General features: G+C 48.5%; 16 protein-coding genes. All 16 read right to left on the bottom strand.

Annotated features, from left to right (window positions below; all coding sequences use genetic code 11):
• Window positions 1–69: 69 nt before the first annotated feature.
• Window positions 70–804 carry a regulatory protein RecX gene (locus A3848_RS27400; protein ID WP_074088214.1) on the bottom strand — a complete coding sequence of 245 codons (735 nt, stop codon included), beginning with the start codon at window positions 802–804 and terminating at the stop codon, window positions 70–72.
• 125 nt (window positions 805–929) lie between these two features.
• The gene (gene recA, locus A3848_RS27395; RefSeq protein WP_074088213.1) at window positions 930–1,994 is read right to left on the bottom strand and encodes a recombinase RecA; all 1,065 of its coding nucleotides are present in this window, start codon (window positions 1,992–1,994) and stop codon (window positions 930–932) included.
• A gap of 298 nt (window positions 1,995–2,292) precedes the next feature.
• Window positions 2,293–3,582, bottom strand: a complete 1,290-nt coding sequence (locus tag A3848_RS27390; RefSeq protein ID WP_074088212.1) for a competence/damage-inducible protein A — start codon at window positions 3,580–3,582, stop codon at window positions 2,293–2,295.
• Window positions 3,583–3,637: 55 nt separating this feature from the next.
• Window positions 3,638–4,225, bottom strand: coding sequence for a CDP-diacylglycerol--glycerol-3-phosphate 3-phosphatidyltransferase (gene pgsA, locus A3848_RS27385; protein ID WP_074088211.1), 588 nt, complete (start codon window positions 4,223–4,225; stop codon window positions 3,638–3,640).
• A gap of 151 nt (window positions 4,226–4,376) precedes the next feature.
• Complete coding sequence (locus A3848_RS27380; RefSeq protein ID WP_074088209.1) at window positions 4,377–4,868, bottom strand: YajQ family cyclic di-GMP-binding protein; 492 nt, start codon at window positions 4,866–4,868, stop codon at window positions 4,377–4,379.
• Window positions 4,869–5,049: 181 nt separating this feature from the next.
• Window positions 5,050–5,214: a hypothetical protein gene (locus A3848_RS32505; RefSeq protein WP_167374677.1), complete on the bottom strand. Its 165-nt coding sequence runs from the start codon at window positions 5,212–5,214 to the stop codon at window positions 5,050–5,052.
• A gap of 83 nt (window positions 5,215–5,297) precedes the next feature.
• Window positions 5,298–6,305 carry a RodZ domain-containing protein gene (locus A3848_RS27375; protein WP_074088206.1) on the bottom strand — a complete coding sequence of 336 codons (1,008 nt, stop codon included), beginning with the start codon at window positions 6,303–6,305 and terminating at the stop codon, window positions 5,298–5,300.
• A 26-nt stretch (window positions 6,306–6,331) separates the two neighbouring features.
• Window positions 6,332–7,099, bottom strand: coding sequence for a DUF3388 domain-containing protein (locus tag A3848_RS27370; protein ID WP_074088204.1), 768 nt, complete (start codon window positions 7,097–7,099; stop codon window positions 6,332–6,334).
• A 179-nt stretch (window positions 7,100–7,278) separates the two neighbouring features.
• Window positions 7,279–7,539 (bottom strand): DUF3243 domain-containing protein, encoded by a 261-nt coding sequence (locus A3848_RS27365; RefSeq protein WP_074088202.1) that lies wholly within the window; start codon window positions 7,537–7,539, stop codon window positions 7,279–7,281.
• 119 nt (window positions 7,540–7,658) lie between these two features.
• A complete protein-coding gene (ymfI, locus tag A3848_RS27360; protein ID WP_074088200.1) occupies window positions 7,659–8,426 on the bottom strand; it encodes an elongation factor P 5-aminopentanone reductase in 768 nt (255 codons plus the stop codon).
• Window positions 8,426–9,706, bottom strand: a complete 1,281-nt coding sequence (gene yfmH, locus A3848_RS27355; RefSeq protein WP_074088199.1) for an EF-P 5-aminopentanol modification-associated protein YfmH — start codon at window positions 9,704–9,706, stop codon at window positions 8,426–8,428. The genes ymfI and yfmH overlap by 1 nt, the downstream gene beginning before the upstream one ends.
• A 2-nt stretch (window positions 9,707–9,708) precedes the next feature.
• Window positions 9,709–10,986 carry an EF-P 5-aminopentanol modification-associated protein YfmF gene (gene yfmF, locus A3848_RS27350; protein ID WP_074088197.1) on the bottom strand — a complete coding sequence of 426 codons (1,278 nt, stop codon included), beginning with the start codon at window positions 10,984–10,986 and terminating at the stop codon, window positions 9,709–9,711.
• Window positions 10,987–11,201: 215 nt separating this feature from the next.
• Window positions 11,202–12,050, bottom strand: coding sequence for a spore cortex-lytic enzyme (gene sleB, locus A3848_RS27345; protein ID WP_074088195.1), 849 nt, complete (start codon window positions 12,048–12,050; stop codon window positions 11,202–11,204).
• A gap of 195 nt (window positions 12,051–12,245) precedes the next feature.
• Window positions 12,246–14,897 (bottom strand): FtsK/SpoIIIE family DNA translocase, encoded by a 2,652-nt coding sequence (locus tag A3848_RS27340; RefSeq protein ID WP_074088193.1) that lies wholly within the window; start codon window positions 14,895–14,897, stop codon window positions 12,246–12,248.
• Between the two features lie 129 nt (window positions 14,898–15,026).
• Window positions 15,027–15,242 (bottom strand): YlzJ-like family protein, encoded by a 216-nt coding sequence (locus tag A3848_RS27335; protein ID WP_074088191.1) that lies wholly within the window; start codon window positions 15,240–15,242, stop codon window positions 15,027–15,029.
• A complete protein-coding gene (locus tag A3848_RS27330) occupies window positions 15,239–16,018 on the bottom strand; it encodes a ClpP family protease (protein ID WP_074088190.1) in 780 nt (259 codons plus the stop codon). Before A3848_RS27330 ends, A3848_RS27335 begins: the two co-directional genes overlap by 4 nt.
• Window positions 16,019–16,071 lie beyond the last annotated feature (53 nt).

Raw genomic sequence — 16,071 nt, 5'->3', positions numbered from 1 at the left:
ATGTTATATTTTATTATTTATAAAAAGACATTGTCAAGAGAGTCGATAACTGCATTAAAGTCAAGACAATCAGTCAGGGAAGTAAATATCCTCATCTTCGCCCTCAAAATCCTCTTCCTGACGCAAAATATTCAGCACCTGACGCACCATATCCCCGGAAAACCCCCTCCGCATGAGGAAAGCTCCGGTCTTCCTCCGCTTGTCATGCACATCACCGCGGATCAAATTCCATTTCTTCCGTCCCGTCTGCAGGGCACTTTCCAGCTCCTGTTCAGGAGTAATATTCTCCAATGCCTCAGAAATCAGCGACTTGTCGATTCCCTTCTCACGCAGTTCCTGGCGGATCCACAGCTTGCCTTTGCGTTGATTCGTCATTCGCTGCTCCGCCCATTGCTTGGCGTATAAGGGATCATCGAGCAGACGCTCCTGCTGCAGACGCAGCAGAACTTCAGCAATAATAGTCTCCCCTATTTCCTTCTCCCGTAAACGACGGGCCATTTCCTGAGACGTCCGCGGTTTGCGCTCCAAATAGCGCAAGCCCTCCACATAAGCCCGCTGCCGCTCATCAGCTACAACGATCTCCTCCAGATCGGTCTTCATGAAGGAGCTACCCGTAATCATCCGGTATTTAATCATGACATCTTCATGAACGGCCAGCTGATATGCACCAAAATGTATAATATAACGGTGGTCTGACTTCTTCTGACGCTCCACACGCGTAATTTCGAGTAATTCATCCTCAGGAAAATCCGCTAAGATCTGCTCGTCCTGCTCTTCAGGTTCAGGATTTAATTGGATTACCATAGCTGCCCTATCACCTCATTGCTGATGTAAATCATATTTATTTACGAAAAAGCGCCCTGCTATGATTATTCACAGGGCGCCTGAACTCTTACCTAGTATTCAATTACAAATGATTGAATATCAAGTTATTCGATTTCAAGCAGGAGCTTTTCTTCTTCCTCTTGCTCTGCTACTACTTCAGATTCCGTAGGCGCAGCCACAAGCGTTGACAAATTGCTCGCTTCACGAATTTTGTTCTCAATCAGAAGAGCAATATCCTGATGCTCCTTGAGGAACTGCTTAGAATTCTCACGGCCTTGTCCAAGACGTTCACCTTCATAGGAATACCAAGCACCGCTCTTGTTCACGATATCCATCTCTGTTCCTATATCTACAAGGCTTCCTTCACGGGAAATGCCTTCACCGTACATAATATCTACATCTGCCTGTTTGAATGGAGGAGCCACCTTGTTCTTCACGACTTTAATCTTGGTGCGGTTACCCACAACATCATTGCCCATTTTGATGCTCTCTACACGGCGCACATCCAGACGTACGGAAGAGTAGAATTTCAGTGCCCGGCCGCCAGGTGTCGTTTCCGGGTTACCGAACATCACGCCGATCTTCTCACGAAGCTGGTTGATGAAGATAGCAATGGTATTGGATTTGTTGATTGCCCCCGACAGTTTCCGCAAAGCCTGGGACATCAGACGTGCTTGCAAGCCTACATGGGAATCCCCCATGTCCCCTTCAATTTCCGCTTTTGGAACCAGTGCTGCCACCGAGTCTACTACGATGATATCAACCGCGCCACTGCGCACAAGTGCTTCAGCGATTTCAAGGGCTTGCTCACCAGTATCTGGTTGGGATAACAGCAGTTCATCGATATTTACGCCAAGCGCTTTGGCGTATTTAGGATCAAGTGCATGCTCGGCATCGATAAATGCAGCTTGTCCGCCTGACTTCTGCACTTCTGCAATAGCGTGCAGGGCAACAGTTGTCTTACCGGACGACTCTGGTCCATATACTTCAATAATACGTCCCTTAGGAAGTCCGCCTATACCTAATGCAATATCAAGTGCCAAAGATCCGCTAGGTACGACTTCCACTTTCATGTGAGTGGATTCTCCCAATTTCATAATCGAACCTTTACCGAATTGTTTTTCTATTTGACGAAGCGCCATATCAAGCGCCGCACGACGATCTGACAATCAGACCACTTCCTTCACTGTTTATAGTATTATAATAACGTGTTTCGGAGGTCTTGCCAAGCTTTTTTTCGAACATACATTCGTTTTTTTTGTCCCAAGGAGGGTTACTCCCTTTTATTGTAAGCCTCCTTCCGGATCTGACGCTGGGCCAGATTATTCATTCACCGGATGTCGGACAGTACCTTCTTACAGGGACAGGCTGCAGTTCATTACATAAGAATAAAACAAAAAACCGCAGCAAAGATATCTCAGTGCCACGGTTCTTCCGTATGAACAAATTATATACCGGACGGGAAGGTTATTGCAAGGCTGACCCTTCAAGCGGTGTAGCTACCTTACATTCCTCCAGCCTGCGCCAGAGACGGTATAAAAGAGCCTTGACGGTTCGCAGGCGGATATTTTCGCGAGTGCCTTTAAGATTAAGTTCATAGACTTCCGTAGGCCGGCCGCGTTCAGCCAGTCCGATAAATACTAACCCTACCGGCTTGCGCTCGGAATATCCCGGACCCGCTACACCAGTAACCGACAATCCAAAGTCGCTGTCAGCGGTCATTCTCACTTGATCCGCAAGCACCTCAGCTACTTCCCGGCTGACTGCGCCCGGGGCCTCCGGACCCTCCAGCAGCGCTGCAGGCACGTTCAGCAGCTTCTTCTTCATATCATTGGAATAGCACACGATCCCTCCGAGGAACATAGACGCGCTGCCCGGAATATTTGTAATGCTCTCCATTAGAAGGCCGCCTGTACAGCTCTCCGCCGCACTCAAAGTCAGGCCGGCATCTGCCATCCAATCCACAATCAGCTGCTCAAGCGGCACATTAATATTGGCATACATGTGCTCCGGCAGAATCTCCTGAATGGACTTTTCAAGTACCTCCAGCTTCTCCATAGCTTCCCGCTCCGAAGGGGCTTTGGTGGAGATACGCACCGTTACCTCACCCTCCTTGGCATATGGAGCAATGGTCGGATCGCTCTGGTTCCGGATTAGATCAATCAGTTTATCTTCAAGAAGCGACTCCCCGATACCGGCAAACTTCAGCATTTTGGAGTATATCGGCATTTCATCCGTCAAGGCATGCTGCAGCAGCCAAGGCTTCGCCTGGCCTGTGAACATAGGCTTCATCTCGCGCGGAGGTCCTGGAAGCACAATGTAAAACTTTCCACCATCGGAAAAAGCAAGACCAACAGCCAGCCCCGCTTCATTGGGGAGTGGTGTTGTTCCATCAATAATCAGTGCCTGTTTCCGGTTGTTTTCGGTCATAATAATTTTGCGTTCATCAAAAAACCGCTGAACATGGTCCATGGCAAGCTGGTCTATATGCAGACCGCGGCCTACGGATGCAGCTAAGGCATCTTTGGTAAGATCATCTTCGGTCGGACCAATCCCGCCGGTGAACAGAATAACATCCGCACGACTGCGGGCAATTTCGATGGCTTGCTGCAAACGGCTGCTGTTGTCTCCAACAACGGTCTGAAAATAAACATCGATTCCGAGTGCGGCCAACTCTACTGAAAGAAACTGTGCATTGCTGTTTACAATCTGTCCGAGCAAAAGTTCTGTGCCGACGGCAATAATTTCCGCTTTCATCGCTGGCTTTCTCCTCCTGAATGTACATAATGAATGATTCTGTTGTGCAGTTCAATTAAGCGTTGTGAAGCTGCAACAAATCTTTGTTTTTCACGAAATAGTCAACACCTGAATAGATGGTAACAATTGCCGCTGCCCAGATCGCAATATCATCTACAGGAATACTGACAAATTGAAACGGGAAATTGTTGAGCAGCAGAAGGGAAATAGCGACAATCTGAATCACAGTTTTAATCTTGCCCCATTTGCTGGCAGCAACCACTTTACCTTCGAGAAGTGCTACTTGACGCAGGCCCGTTACAGCGAACTCACGGCTAATAATGACGATAGCAATCCAAGAGTCACATCTGCCCAGTTCTACCAGGGAAATCAGTACAGCCGAGACCAGCAGCTTGTCCGCAAGGGGATCGAGAAGCTTGCCCAGATTGGTGACCATGTTGTATTTCCGGGCTATGTAGCCGTCTATTCCATCCGTACTGGCTGCAAGCAGAAAAATCACTGCCGCGATCAGATGATTAATGGAGAGCTGGAACGAGCCCCAATGAATCGGTTCCGGATAAAAGCTGAAATTCACCAGCAAAAAAAACATCATAATCGGGATGAGGCAAATTCGGGCAAGCGTAATGCGGTTAGGCAAATTCACAGAAGTTCCTCCCTTGATCCATACGAATCCGATAATCCACTATTTTCTTAAAAACTGCTTAGCAAGTATATTATAGCCCTATGTAAGTGTCAAAAAAAACACAAAGCACCCCGCAGGCGAGATAAGCACAAGCAGTGCGGGGTACAAAATCTTACTTTAAGTTGTTGAATTGCAGATCCAGCGGCAAATCTGCTTTGCGTAGAAGCTGGATAATCTGCTGCAGATCATCACGGCTTTTGCCGGTTACGCGGATTTGGTCCCCTTGAATCTGACTCTTCACCTTCAATTTGGAATCACGGATCAGAATGTTGATTTTTTTGGCATTCTCCTGATCAATTCCCTGTTTGAGTCCCAAACGCTGCCGTACAGACCCCAGTGAGGCAGGCTCAATTTTGCCAAAATCCAGATTCTTGAGTGTAATTCCGCGTTTGACCATCTTCGACTGTAAAATGTCAATGACGGCATTCAGCTTGTATTCATCCTCTGAAGCGATGATAAGTGCGTCCTTCTCCAGCTTCAGACTACTTTTGCTGTTTTTGAAGTCAAAACGGTTATCAATCTCCTTCTCCGTCTGATGAACGGCATTGGTTAACTCCTGCATATCCATCTTGGATACGATATCAAATGAACTTTCAGAACTCATAAATCCACTTCCTTTGTTTACAAATATTCTTTTCCTATTATATGAGAAAGGATCTCTTAAGTCTAATTATGGGAGGACTGCGGGGACCCGACATACAAAACAGCCCCACATAGTGGAGCCATTCTTGTATGCACAGATGATACTCCCCATATCTTAGGGTTCGGGAGACGCTGCTTGCGGGCTACTGTCTACTGCGTGAGGGAGCCCGGAACATATCCAGAATCCCCAGCAGAACATGTGCCAGCCCAAAGCCCAGAATTCCATAACCCCAGGCACTCGGTGTCAGATAATATCCGAGGAGACTGACGATAATGCCCAGCCCTGTTACGATCCAGCTAACGGTCATGAGAGAATACACCTCACTTTGGCGTAAGAACTGTAAATCAGTCATAGGTTCTCCAAAAAGCCAAAGTCTATACCCGGGCCGCTCTATTCCGTAGTCGTGCCCTCTTGAGTAGCAGTTGTGTCCTGACTTCCCGTTGTACCCGTGTCCGTTGTACCGGTGTCTGGTGCTCCAGTCGTACCTGTAGCCGAACCGTCATTCAGCTCCAGAAGAAGCCGGGATGAAGTTTTGCCATCCGTAATTACCTGTCCGTTAACTGTGATCTGTGTAGCAGGAGAGTACCCGGATTTGATATACATCCCTTCACTGTCAAGGGTGAAGCTCATATTGTCACCAGCGGCAGTATTGCCGAAGCTCAGCTTCTCTCCTTTGGAATTCTCGCCCTTGTATACCTCAAGCCAGCTCACTCCGGTCGCAGCAATCTGTACCTGAACCGCACTTCCGGCAGGGGCAGAAACCTTATACACCGTTGTTTTACCGGATTTCCTGTCCTGTGTGACCGTAACCTCCTGAGAGGATGGCGATGGAAGCGGAGTCGCTGAAGGAGCTATTGTTGCCTCCGGAGTCTTACCAGTGTCTGTTCCAGCCGATGCAGAAGGTATGACCGCTCCTCCCCCCACAGCTGTCGGCGAAGGCTCAACCTTCGATGGATCTTGTGTTTCACTGGTTATGTTGGCAGGCTCTGTCTTGTCGGGATCTGATTTGTTATTCATATTGGAAGAGGCGTACAGATATATCACCACAATAATGATCACAGGAAAGGTCCACATCAAAACCGTAGGCAGCCACTTCGCATTCCGTTCCGTTTCAGGTCTGCGGCTGCGCTTCTGAATGACCGTCTCCATTGTGGTATCTACCGGAGCGGCAGGTACATTCCCATGTTCCTCCATAAGCTCGTCAGGATTCACGCCAACGGCCTCCGCATAGGTTTTGATGAATGCCCGGACATAAAAACTTCCCGGGAGCACTTTATAATCCTCCGCTTCGATGGCCTCTAAATATTTTTTGCGAATTTTCGTTACTTCCTGGACATCATCGAGGCTCATCCCTTTTTGCAGACGCGCCTCCTTCAAATGCCGGCCAAGTTCCGACATACCATCACCTCCTAAATTATGTGTGTTTATAGATCATCACTGTAGCTCGTCGTGAACGAGTCGTACAATATCTCTTCGTTCGGATTATTACGCAGCTCGATAATAATATCAAAATCATCATAGCTGTATTCTGATTCCCGCACAAAAATATCCGGGTGCTCGATCACCTTCGTACTTGGCATGCTCATCACATTCTGGAGCAGGCTATAATGCTTCTCATTGGAGCGGATCGTGCTCACGATGCCGTCAATGATGAAGACGTTATGGGGATTCATTTCGTCCTCAGCAAGCTGGCTGCGTACCGTCTGCCGCAAAAGTGTGGAAGAAACAAATGTCCAGCGCTTCATGGCGCAAACACTGCCGGCGATGATCGATTCTGTCTTACCGACACGCGGCATGCCCCGAAGACCTATAACCTGATTCCCTTCCCTTTTAAACAGTTCCCCGAGAAAATCAACAAGCAGCCCGAGCTCGTCTCTTGTGAAACGGAACGTCTTGCGGTCATCGGAGTCGCGGTCAATATAGCGTCCGTGCCGCACCGCCAGCTTGTCTACAAGCCGCGGAGAACGTAGAGCGGTAACCGTTATATTATCCACCTTTTTGAGCATTTCGCCCATCAGCATGATTTTTTCATCGTCACTTGTTTCCAGCAGCATACCACGGGTCTTGCCTTCAACCCCGTTTATGGTCAGGATATTGACCTCCAGCATTCCGAGCATTGAAGCGATATCACCAAGCAGACCGGGTCTGTTCTTATGTATCTTATACTCCATGTACCATTGTTTATATTCCACTTGTTACACCTCATAGATTCCTTTTCCCTTAACTTTGCGCCATACGTCAAAAAAAGCCGGCTTCGGCAAAGTGTTCTGAACACGGGTCATGTTAATGATATATAAAATAAAATTGAAAGGCAAGGTCACTGCTGTAATAATTACAGAAAAGCTCCCGCGAGGGGAGCTTGTTCCGTGAGCTATGCGTTTTTCTTCGCCAGCTTGACCATAAGAGAAGCAATGGTATGCTTCTCATCCTCGTTGCCGACATCCCACAGCTCTTTGATCGCCCGGTTGGAGTAGTTGCCGGGATCGACTTTTTTATCGAGGAATTCCCCAATTTCAAAAGCCAGCTTGGAAATGGTTTCTTCACTCATCCCCATTTTTTCAGCCTGAATGACCCGGTCTCCCAGAAAGCTTTTCCAGGTATCAAAGTTTTTCACTACGGAGTCTGTTGACATCTTAAATCCTCCTCAAATTGTTTTGGGTTACGTGAGATTTAAAAGCAACAGCTATAATATGTCTCCGCGGGGATATTCTTATGCTGGAGCATTTCTCCAAGCAGCCTCATGATCAAACATCAGGTAATCCAGCCGCCGTTCGGACTGATGATCTGCCCCGTGATATACCCGGATTCAGGAAGCGCAAGAAAATAGACCAAAGAGGAGATTTCTTCGGGCGAAGCAAGCCTGCCCGCAGGAATTTCCTCTTCAAGCATCCGCAGCTCTTCCTCCTGCAGATTGGAAAGCATTGCCGTATGAACAGCTCCTGGCGCTACAGCATTAACCGTTACTCCAGAAGGGGCCAGCTCCTTGGCAAGCGCTTTGGTAAAGGCATTCACCCCGCCTTTGCTGGCAGAGTAAGCCACTTCACAGGAAGCACCGGAAATTCCCCAGACAGAGGATACATTAATAATCCGCCCATAGCGTTGGGACACCATGTACGGCATAAAAATCTGACTGCACAGAAAGGTGCCTTTGAGATTGACCGCCATAATATCATCCCATTCTTCCTCAGTGATGTCTGCCAGCATCCCGTAATGGGCCTTACCGGCATTATTCACGAGGATGTCCGGCTGCAGCCCACTGCTCTCCAGCCTTTCTGCCATGCGGACTAACTGGCTGCGGTCTTTCATATCCGCAGCCACTGTTAATACCTTGGCCCCATGCGCCATACAGCGCCGGGCCACATCATTTGCTGCTTCATGCGAGTTCATGTAATGGATGACAATGTTCATACCTACAGATGCAAAACGCTCGGCAATGGCACCGCCGATTCCCCCGCTGCCTCCTGTAACGAGTACCGTCATTTCCCCTATTGGCTTGCTGTTCTCTCCCGAAAGTGCCATTAAGGACTCACCACAAGCGATACGGCGAGCTGTTCCCAATCCACATGCGAGCGCAGACGAGTGTTAACTTCTTCAAGTGTAATCGATTCATAAAGCGGAAGCACTTCAAACAAATCTCCTCCGCGGAACTGATAACGTGTGAATTCGTGAGCAATGCTCTCTGGCGAATTCAGCATACGAAGATAGCCTCCGATTTTCTTTTTGCGGGCCCGTTCGAAATCCTTCTCCGTAAAGCCAGACTCCAGGACATGGTTGATTTCATCCTTTATCCGCTCAAGCAGCAGATCAGGGTCCTTGGTATCTCCGCCGATAGCTGAGAATGCATATTGCGGAGAACTGTTGAATTCATGCCCGAAGCTGTCAGAGATGAGCTCCTCGTCATACAGCTTCTGGTAGAGCCCTGTACTGCTGCCCAGCAGCAGGTCCAGCATCAGTTTGGTCGTCAGATCATGGCGCACCGCCTCTTCCCCTGACAAGCCTTCCACCTTCTCCTTGAAGCCAAAAAGTATCTTGGGCATAGACACAGCAAGCTTGCTTTCCTTCACTTTAGTAGCCACCTGTGCCGGCTCTTCCTCGAAGATTCTTTCGATTTCACCCTGCTTGCCGTAATCTTTGCGGCTCTGATTGGTACGGATCAACTCAAACACCTTCTCCGGATCGACACCGCCCACAATAAATAACAGCATATTGCTGGGGTGGTAAAAGGAATTGTAACAGGTATACAGCGTTTCTTTGGTAATGGTACCAATGGATTCGATGGTACCGGCGATATCAATATGGACCGGATGTTTGGCATACATCGCTTCGATTAATCCGAAATAGACACGCCAGTCCGGATTATCCGCATACATGTTGATTTCCTGGCCGATAATGCCTTTTTCCTTCTCCACGTTCTCATCAGTGAAATACGGATGCTGCACGAAGTCCACAAGCGTACTGAGGTTCGTCTCAATGTTTTCCGTTGCAGAGAACAAGTAGACCGTCTGGTCAAAGCTTGTGAATGCATTCGCTGAAGCTCCATTGGAGGCAAAGGTAGCAAAAATATCACCTTCCGGCTCCTCAAACATTTTATGCTCCAGAAAGTGAGCTATGCCGTCAGGAACGGTTGTTTCTTCTCCTCCGGCCACTTTAAAATGATTGTCCACAGAACCGTATTTGGTTGCAAAGGTGGCATAGGTTTTGAGAAAAGCAGGCTTCGGCAGCACATACACCTGCAGTCCGTTATCCATAACCTCGTGATACAGCGTTTCTTGAAGTTTCTCGTAATGGATCTTTTCCACCGCTATTCCTCCTTCCCTGTCAGGAAATAGATCGTATCCAGTTCAAAGGTGCCCGCCGCAGCCTTAACATCTTCCATACCCGTATTGTCCACCTGGACCATGAGCTCCTGGGCTGAGCGTTCTTTTCCGGATAATTGGCGGTTAAAGTCAAAGGAAATCATCTCAAACGCTGAATCCTGAATTTCAGAGAGCAGATTACGGATCATGGCTTTGGTCTGGCTTAGCTCCAGATCACTGATATTCCCAGTCTTCAGTTCATCCAGCTGCTTACGGATAATCTCTACAGCTTTGTCGTAATTTTGTGTCTCTATCCCCGATTGAATTGTTCCAATGCCCTTATGCCCGTCGTAGCGCGAGGATGCATAATAGGCCAGGCTCTCTTTCTCACGCACATTCACAAACAGTTTGGAGTGGGGGTAGCCTCCCAGAATGCCGTTATACATAAGTGCAGAAGCGTAAAGGTCGTCCTTGTAGGTAATCGAGGTGCGGAGCCCCATATTTAACTTGCCCTGATTGACATCGAGCTTCTCTTCCACAGTGCGGACCTCTGTTACCGATACCGGTGTAAAGTTGGAGGAATACGCTGCAGTCTCGCCATGAGCACGGCCGAAATGACGATTGACCAGCTTCTCCACTTCCTCTGGAGTAGTGTCACCTACCACGTACAGATCAAGAATGGCTCCCTCCAGCCAGGAATTATAGGACTGATATAGGGATTCAGGGGTAATGCTGTCCAGATCAGCTCTTTGACCCAGCGGGTGAAGCCGGTAGGGTTCTTTGCGGCACATTTCCTCAATACAGCGCTCAGCCGCATACCGGATTTTATCGTTGACGATGGCTTCCAGCTTCTTGCGTACAGTTTCGCGTTCAGTGGCTACATAAGAAGCACGGAAGCTCCCTTCCTCGAGCAGAGGCTTCGTCAGCACATCTCCGAGAAACGCGAACGATTCTCCCAGCAGGCTTTCCTTGCTGTGGACGAAGGAATCATTGATCGTATCCATACGAAACTGGACGATCTGATAATCCCCTCTTTTATAAATATCGAAGCCAAATCCGGCACCGTACAGTTCCTCCAGACGTTCACGGAACTGAGTGGTTTCAGGATAATTCGCAGTACCTCTTCGGAGCACAAAAGGTACCAGCGCTGTTTTTGTAACCGTACTTTCGTCAAGCGGAATGCCGGCATAGAGCGAGATGGCGAATGTCTTGAACGCCTTGGTTGGAAGCACGTGAATACGCATTCCTGCAGCGCTGCCATGTTGAAATCCAGTATTTGTCAAGTCCAAAACTCCTTTGCGGCGGGAATAACTGCTATACATTGCTGAACTTAATAATGTTGGCAATCTCTATTCTTAAGTTCACTCTCTATACAACAAGTTTATGAAGTATTATCCATTCTAAACCATTCCAAAGTAAGGAAGCAACCGGAAGCAGGTTACCGGTTGCTCATAGGTCCTTTTTATACGGAATGGCCCGACATTATGCTGCCTAACGGCTACATGCAGAAAATATGCTGGCCGATCGTCTTTACCTGCGGACGGGACCAAATCCATTTGGAAGTAGCTGTTTTCGGATTGAAGTAATAAATACAGCCACCCGAAGGGTCCCACCCGTTAAGTGCCTGCTGCACGGCTTTGCGTGCCTGTTCATTAGGCTCTAGATAAATCTGTCCATCCGCAACCGCCGTGAAGGCTCCCGGCTGAAAAATCACACCGGAAGGCGTCTTTGGAAAGTTTGGTGATTTCACACGGTTCAGGATGACTGCAGCTACGGCCACCTGTCCTTCAAAGGGTTCGCCACGCGATTCTCCATATACCGCATTTGCCATAATCTTGAGATCATTCTCCGATAAGCCCATTGCATCCCCTGATGTCAACTCGGCTGAATTCGAAGTGCCGGTATTTTCACTGGTTCCGGTCTTTTGGGCAGTACTCGTTGACGCTTCTGTTGGCTTCCAGGCTTTGGTGGCATTATACAGCTTCAGCTTTGTTTTTGCACCGACTATGCCGTCTGCTTCTATGCCAAATTTCCATTGGAACCAGGTTACTGCGTTCTTGGTTTTTGTCCCGAATTGACTATCTATGGCTCCGTCATAGTATCCAAGATGCTTCAACCTTCCCTGCAGTTCATAGACATCTTGTCCAGAAGAGCCCACTCTAAGCGGAACTGTTCCGAATGCCGGCAATGCCTCTTTCTCCGACAAAGTGCTTTCCATCATTACAGATGCGTTATTATTCTGATTAGCGTAAACTGCTCCATTGGTTTTATAAAGTAAACCTGTAAACGGAGCAGCTGCCAATGCAAGGGTTAGTACGGCAAATATCCACTGCTTGTGCTTTTTCATTGGGATCGCTCTACCTTTCTCTTGTAAGTTCAGCATGGATGGCTAAAGTTATTATGACGACTGGCAGGGCATCCTATGCATTAAGAAAGATCTTCAATAAAGATACTGCTTCCCTTGATTCTCACAGTAAAGAAAATAAAACAAGCCCCTTCCATTTAAGGAAGAGGCTTCGTCCCGGAAATCCACTTACAAGATCTAAGAACTAATCCGGTTGTGCTGATACTGTTCCATTGACATCAATACCTCTCGGGGCTTGCTGCCCTCGTATGGCCCGATTACACTCCTGGCTTCCATGGCATCAATTAATCGTGCTGCCCGAGTATAGCCGACACGCATACGCCGCTGGAGCAGCGATACCGAGGCTTGCTTCGCTTCGAGCACAATCTGAACAGCTTGCTCATACAATTCATCCTGCGGCTCATCCTCTCCCATCACTGTATCATCTACCTCAGGGACAATTGATTCATCGTAATTAGCTTCACCCTGACTGCTGACATACTGAACAATAGTCTCCACTTCCTGGTCACTCATAAAAGCACCTTGAACGCGGATCGGCTTCGATGCACCCATTGGCAGGAAGAGCATATCTCCCCGGCCCAGCAGCTTCTCTGCTCCCGGCATGTCCAGAATGGTACGTGAATCCACGTTGGAGGAGACACCGAACGCGATACGGGAAGGAATGTTAGCTTTGATAAGCCCTGTGATGACATCTACTGATGGACGCTGAGTGGCAATAATCAAGTGAATACCCGCTGCACGTGCCATCTGCGCCAGACGGCAGATCGCATCTTCCACATCGTTCGCCGCGACCATCATTAGATCCGCAAGCTCGTCCACAATCACTACAATGTATGGCAATACCGCTGCAGGGTTATCTTTCATCAGATTATTGTAGCCTTCCACATTGCGTGTACCCGACTTGGAGAACAACTCATATCTTTTCTCCATTTCGACTACAATCTTTTTCAAGGCCAAACTTGCACGTTTGGGATCTGTGACCACAGGAGCGAGCAGATGAGGAATCCCGTTATATACATTTAGCTCAACCATCTTAGGGTCAACCATCAGAAACTTAACTTCATTGGGTTTAGCCTTATACAGAATACTGGTGATAATACCATTAATACAGACCGATTTCCCTGAACCTGTTGCCCCCGCTACCAGCAAATGGGGCATCTTAGCTAAATTGCCTACAATCGTCTGGCCCGAAATATCACGTCCAAAGGCAATCGACAATCTGGATTCAGCATCCTGGAAAATCTGGGTTTCCATAACCTCACGCATCGTTACTATCGACACTTCGGGATTAGGCACCTCAATCCCAATAGCTGACTTGCCGGGAATCGGTGCTTCCATTCGGATATCTTTGGCAGCTAGAGCAAGCGCAATGTCATCGGTCAGGTTAACTATACGGCTAACCTTGACCCCAATATCCGGTTGAATCTCATACCGTGTAACTGCTGGTCCTCTTACGACCTCAAGCACCTTCGCTCTTACGCCAAAGCTCTCCAATGTAGCTTCCAGCTTGCGGGCCGTCTGCATGTAATCGTTCTGGTCACCAGCCTTGGCACCGTTGTTAGGCTTGGCCAAAAGCCGGAACGAAGGCAACTTGTAAGGCTTCGGCGGAGGCGGGAGCGGTACCGGAACAGGCTCTCCGCCCTCAGAGGAGTCCAGCAGACCATTCAACTCAACCAGTGCCAGTTCTTCTGCGGACAAGGCGCCTTCCACAGACGCAACGCTGCTTTGTAAAGGTGCTGGTGAATTGGCATTGGCCTCCCTGACCGTTCCGTTACGCGCTGCTGGCGAGAACTCACTCCACTCTTCACGATCCTCCGCATTCAAACCTTCAGTCCGGATATGTTCAAAGAAATCACGAATAATTGGAGTTGCCGGCTCAACATCATCACCCAGATAATCATCATCGTCGTCCAGATAGGATACATCTCCTGCAGGCAAGCCTGACAGAATGGGGTCCGTATGTGTACCAGTCAGCACCACATCTCCATTGTTAGAATCCTCAGACTGCCCTTCGTCGGGTAAAGGTCCCGTTCTTGATCCACCACTGAACCAGCCTCCGATTCTTCTGAGGAACTGCGGCTGGTTTCGGTTAGGGAGCTGACGTTCATCCTCATCCTCATCCTCGATAGGCTGAGGAACAGCGCTCCTCCTTGTTCTGTCCGGTCTGGCAGCCACAGGAACCGCTGCCGGGCGGTTAGCCGTTCTCTGGCGGATGTCTTCCACCAGCCTAACTAACCGGACTCTCAGAAGTGTGAACAGTTCAACATAAGAGAGATTCGTAATCAGCATGAAGCTGATGGCCATCATAACAATCATCAGCAGTTTTGCTCCCAGATTGCCGAATAGCCACAGTAATGCTGCGTACTCTAGTGCTCCAAGATAACCACCGCTAATGTCCTTGCCCAACATATACACATCACTGCCGCTTACACCAGATGAGAGCGAACCCGACAAATCATTCTGTATCTGTGCCAGTACATTTCCAGGATGCAGCATCGATAATGGACCCAATTTCTGTTGCATTGCTGAAATCGTACTCATCAGACACAAGGAAAGTACCAACAGAAGTACGCCGGAATGACGGCTGTTCCACGTAGAAGGCCACTTTCTGTGAATCATTACCATTAACCCATAACAAATACCGACAAGCGGCAACACAAAATAGAATCTCCCGAATAAATATCCTGCCATATTGGAAAGTGAGCGTCCCACTGCCGCTTCACCGGATAATGCAATGACGGATATTGTAATCAGCATGATCCCGTAGATTTCATATTTTAAAACACTGCCCAGCAGTGCTTTTTTCTTTTTCTTTCTTCGTTTAGCCACACCATCCACCCCCGGTAAAATATTATACCATATAATGGCGTGGCGTACCTATGTTCTCTTTTGTCAGAAAATGCATCTTTCTGGGACAGTGTTCGCATTACCTTCTACAGAGTCCCAGGAAAGAGAATTTCATGGATTCCAGCGGATAATAGCTCCCGGCGAAAATGCCGGGTCCAGATACTTTTCAAGGGGGCAATCAAGCAGTCTAACGATACGCGCCTGTCCGTGTTCCATAGGCTCTACCTGCATCAACATGCCTTGTATGCTGACTTCCTCCAGCGGCAGTACAAAGCTAACTGCTCCTTCGTATACCTGCTCTATCGGAATAACCGTATACAGGGTCATTGCGTCAACCCTCCTTGCACGATTTGTTCAGGCAACTGTGCAATATCTCCGGCAATCATTCCGTTCAAGCGGGACAACGCCGCACCGATTCCACCCACCTCATCCATCAGTCCGTACTTGACCGCATCGTAGCCGCCGACTGCAGTACCGATATCCCGGTTCAGTTCACCGGTTTTAAACATCAGATCCTTGAACTGCTGCTCAGAAATTCTTGAATGGGAGGTTACAAATCTCACCATTCTCTCCTGCATCCGCTCCATATACTCAAAGGTCTGCGGCACTCCGATAACCAGTCCATTCATACGGATAGGATGGATCGTCATCGTCGCGCTCTCGGCAATAAGGGAATAACTGGAGGCTACTGCAATTGGAACCCCAATACTGTGACCTCCGCCAATGACCACTGTTACCGTAGGCTTCGACAGTGAAGCTATCATCTCTGCAATCGCAAGTCCAGCCTCTACATCGCCGCCGACCGTGTTGAGGATAATCAGCAGCCCCTTCACTGTTTTGCTCTGTTCAGCGGCTACCAGTTGCGGAATGATATGCTCGTACTTAGTGGTCTTGTTATGCGGAGGCAGGACAAAATGCCCTTCAATCTGACCGATTATAGTCATGCAAAAGATGTCCGGTTCTCCGGTCGGAACCACAGTCTGACCCAGTTCCTTCACCACTCCTGCTGTTCCTGGAGGTATTGGCTCACTGGTCTGCGGTTTCACCACATCCGGGAGAATCTCCTCATTTGCACTAACATTTACACCTGGTGTTATTTCCATCGTTCGCAGCACTCCCTTTTTGCTTGCAGCACTCCTCGGCTGCAGCCATACTA

Source organism: Paenibacillus sp. P32E, from assembly GCF_001909085.1.
GTDB lineage: Bacteria > Bacillota > Bacilli > Paenibacillales > Paenibacillaceae > Paenibacillus_AQ > Paenibacillus_AQ helianthi.
This window is presented reverse-complemented; position numbering and strand designations above follow the sequence as displayed.